The organism is Mycobacterium sp. (genome assembly GCF_049278535.1).
Lineage (GTDB): Bacteria > Actinomycetota > Actinomycetes > Mycobacteriales > Mycobacteriaceae > Mycobacterium.
In genome coordinates this window covers 1-2,471 of the sequence record NZ_JBAPMI010000069.1, presented here as the reverse complement: position 1 = coordinate 2,471, position 2,471 = coordinate 1, and the positions used below count along the sequence as shown (strand labels likewise).

Genomic DNA, 2,471 nt, shown 5'->3' with positions numbered 1-2,471 from the left:
CCGCGTCGATGTCCTTGCCGGTCAGCGCGAGTTCGCGCAGGTGCCCGTCGGACAGGATCAGCGGCAGGCGGGCCAAGCTGCCGACGTCGGCGACGATCGCCAGCTTGACCTCGCGCACGGAGAACTTCGCGTCGGCGCTCGCGTAGCGAATGTCGACCGCAGAGATCAGGTCGACGCCACCGCCGACGCACCAGCCGTGGATCGCCGCGATCGTTGGGGTTCGGCAGTCGGCGACGGCGCTGATCGTGTTCTGCATCCGCAGCACCTCGGTGTGGAAGTCGGTGCGTGGGCCGGCCATTGCGCCCTCGGCAAGAACCGGCGCCAGCGTCCCGCCCATCGCGGGAAGGTCGAGGCCGTAGCTGAAATTGCGACCGGAGCCGGTGAGGACGATGGCCCGAATATTCGGGTCAGCATCCAACGAGGAGAACACTTCCGGGAGCTCAGACCAGAAGGCCGGCCCCATCGCGTTGCCCTTGCCCGGTCCGATCAGCGTCACCTGCGCGACGTGGTCTTTGGTGTCGATGAGGACGGATTCGTATGGCTGGCCCATGGGCAGAATCTACCGCGATACAGGCTTGGGGCTCAGACGCGCTCCAGGTAGAAGTAGAAGTACCGGCCATTGTCGACGACGCCCTTGCCGTTCATGATGCCCACCACGGTGTCATCGTCGACGCGCTTGAAGTGATCGTGAACCGGCTGGCCGTCGTAGACCATCGTGGCGGTGACTTCGCCGCGAAATTCCTCCAGCCACAGGCTGGCTTCGCCCTTGCCCATCTTGACGTTGGAGAACCGGTTTCCGTCGTCGTCAAGACAGACCAGCGGCTGCACGTCGCCGGGTGAGTTGAATGTCTTTCCGAACCAGCGCGACTTTTCGAGTTGACCGTTCATCCGGTGGCCGGTGACGAACTCGCCGCCTTTCCACTCGCCGAGCATGCCGTCGACGGTGGCCGGCGGCAGGTTGGCCCAGTAGTCGTCGAGTTCGGCGTCGTCGATTGCGTCGGTTCTTTCCTTGAACTCGGTGAACTTCTTGCGGGCCAGTTCGTCGCTCATCGCGTTGCTCCTTAGATCCAATTAGCAGCGAATTTCAGCAGGGCATCGTTTTCCTCCGGCGCCCCGATGGTCACCCGGACGCCGTCGCTGCCGTAGGGGCGGACGACGACGCGCGATTCGGCGGCCTGTTCCACGAAGTCCATGGTGCGCTCCCGCAGCGGCAACCAGACGAAATTCGCCTGTGACGACGGCAGGTCGAATCCGGCCGCGCGCAGCGCCTCGCTCACTCGCCCGCGTTCGGCGACCACCACGTCGGTACGGGCGAGCAACTCGTCGGCGGCGTCGAGCGAGGCGATGGCGGCAGCCTGCGAGATGCTCGTCAGCGTGAACGGCACGTAGGCCTTGTCCATGGCGGTGATCAACTCCGGCTGGGCCGTCGCGTAGCCGACCCGCAAGCCGGCCAGCCCGTAAGCCTTCGAAAACGTCCGCAGCACAACGACATTGCTGTGGTCGCGCACCAAACCGAGGCTGTCCGGCACCAGGCCGTCGCGAATGTATTCGACGTAGGCCTCATCGATAGCGATCAGGATGTGCGACGGCACCGCCTCGATGAACCGGGCCAGAGCATCCGGATCGACCACCGTGGAGGTGGGGTTGTTGGGGTTGCAGACGAAGATCAGCCGCGTGCGGTCGGCGACAGCGGCGAGCATCGCCGTCAGGTCGAAAGTGTGCTCGGTGAGCGGGATTTGGACGGCGGTGGCGCCAGCCAGCCGGACCTGCAGTGGGTAGATCTCGAAGCTGCGCCAGCCGAACAGCACCTCGTCGCCGGCCGTGGCGCTGATCTGGATGAGCTGCTGACACAGGCTCACCGATCCGCAACCGACGGCGATGTGCTCTGGCCCCCAGCCACCGGCACTGCCGACCCGGCCGGAGTTCAGGTGCTTGGCCAAGGCTGACTTGAGCTCGGCGCAGCTGTTGTCCGGGTACCGGTTGATGCCGTCGGTGGCCCGCTCGATCGCCGCGCGGACGCTGGGCAACGGGCCGTGCACGGTCTCGTTGCTGGCCAATTTGATCGCGCCCGGGACGGTCTTGCCGGGTACGTAGACCGGCAGCTCGGCCATTTCGGGACGCAGGCGCGCGGTCATTTCGACAGCATATGTCCGGTCTGTGTACGCTGTGCTCCGCGGTGGTTCCGGCAGCCCTGCTGAGCTTGATGGCGGTCCGGTACCCTCAGAAAGTTCAAGGAGGCGTGCCAGAGCGGCCGAATGGGACTCACTGCTAATGAGTTGTCCCCCTTACCGGGGACCGGAGGTTCAAATCCTCTCGCCTCCGCCACCCGTGGTGATCGCAAGCGCGGCGAAGCCGGGCGCAGCGGGTCGCCACACAATATGAGATAACTGAACACAGGCGCCCGTAGCTCAACGGATAGAGCATCTGACTACGGATCAGAAGGTTGGGGGTTCGAATCCCTTCGGGCGCGC

Annotated in this window: 3 protein-coding genes and 2 tRNA genes; 2 read left to right on the top strand and 3 right to left on the bottom strand. The window is 65.1% G+C overall.

What is annotated here, in order from left to right; all coding sequences use genetic code 11:
- The 3 genes from WAO18_RS03865 to hisC form a co-directional block, all read right to left on the bottom strand.
- A partial coding sequence (locus tag WAO18_RS03865; RefSeq protein ID WP_422204040.1) for an enoyl-CoA hydratase-related protein occupies positions 1-550 on the bottom strand: 550 nt, incomplete at its 3' end.
- A gap of 32 nt (positions 551-582) precedes the next feature.
- Positions 583-1,050 carry a DUF4334 domain-containing protein gene (locus tag WAO18_RS03860; protein ID WP_422204039.1) on the bottom strand — a complete coding sequence of 156 codons (468 nt, stop codon included), beginning with the start codon at positions 1,048-1,050 and terminating at the stop codon, positions 583-585.
- Positions 1,051-1,061: 11 nt separating this feature from the next.
- Positions 1,062-2,135 (bottom strand): histidinol-phosphate transaminase, encoded by a 1,074-nt coding sequence (hisC, locus tag WAO18_RS03855; RefSeq protein ID WP_422204037.1) that lies wholly within the window; start codon positions 2,133-2,135, stop codon positions 1,062-1,064.
- A 98-nt stretch (positions 2,136-2,233) separates the two neighbouring features.
- Here hisC and WAO18_RS03850 point away from each other — a divergent pair.
- Both WAO18_RS03850 and WAO18_RS03845 read left to right on the top strand, forming a co-directional pair.
- A tRNA-Ser gene (locus WAO18_RS03850) sits at positions 2,234-2,325 on the top strand.
- Between the two features lie 72 nt (positions 2,326-2,397).
- Positions 2,398-2,470: transfer RNA gene (locus WAO18_RS03845), tRNA-Arg, on the top strand.
- Position 2,471: the final 1 nt, after the last annotated feature.

Bases quoted from the DNA above. Each gene is read 5' to 3' on its own strand.
- WAO18_RS03860 (WP_422204039.1), bottom strand. From the start codon at position 1,050: ATGAGCGACGAACTGGCCCGCAAGAAGTTCACCGAGTTCAAGGAAAGA.
- hisC (WP_422204037.1), bottom strand. From the start codon at position 2,135: ATGACCGCGCGCCTGCGTCCCGAAATGGCCGAGCTGCCGGTCTACGTA.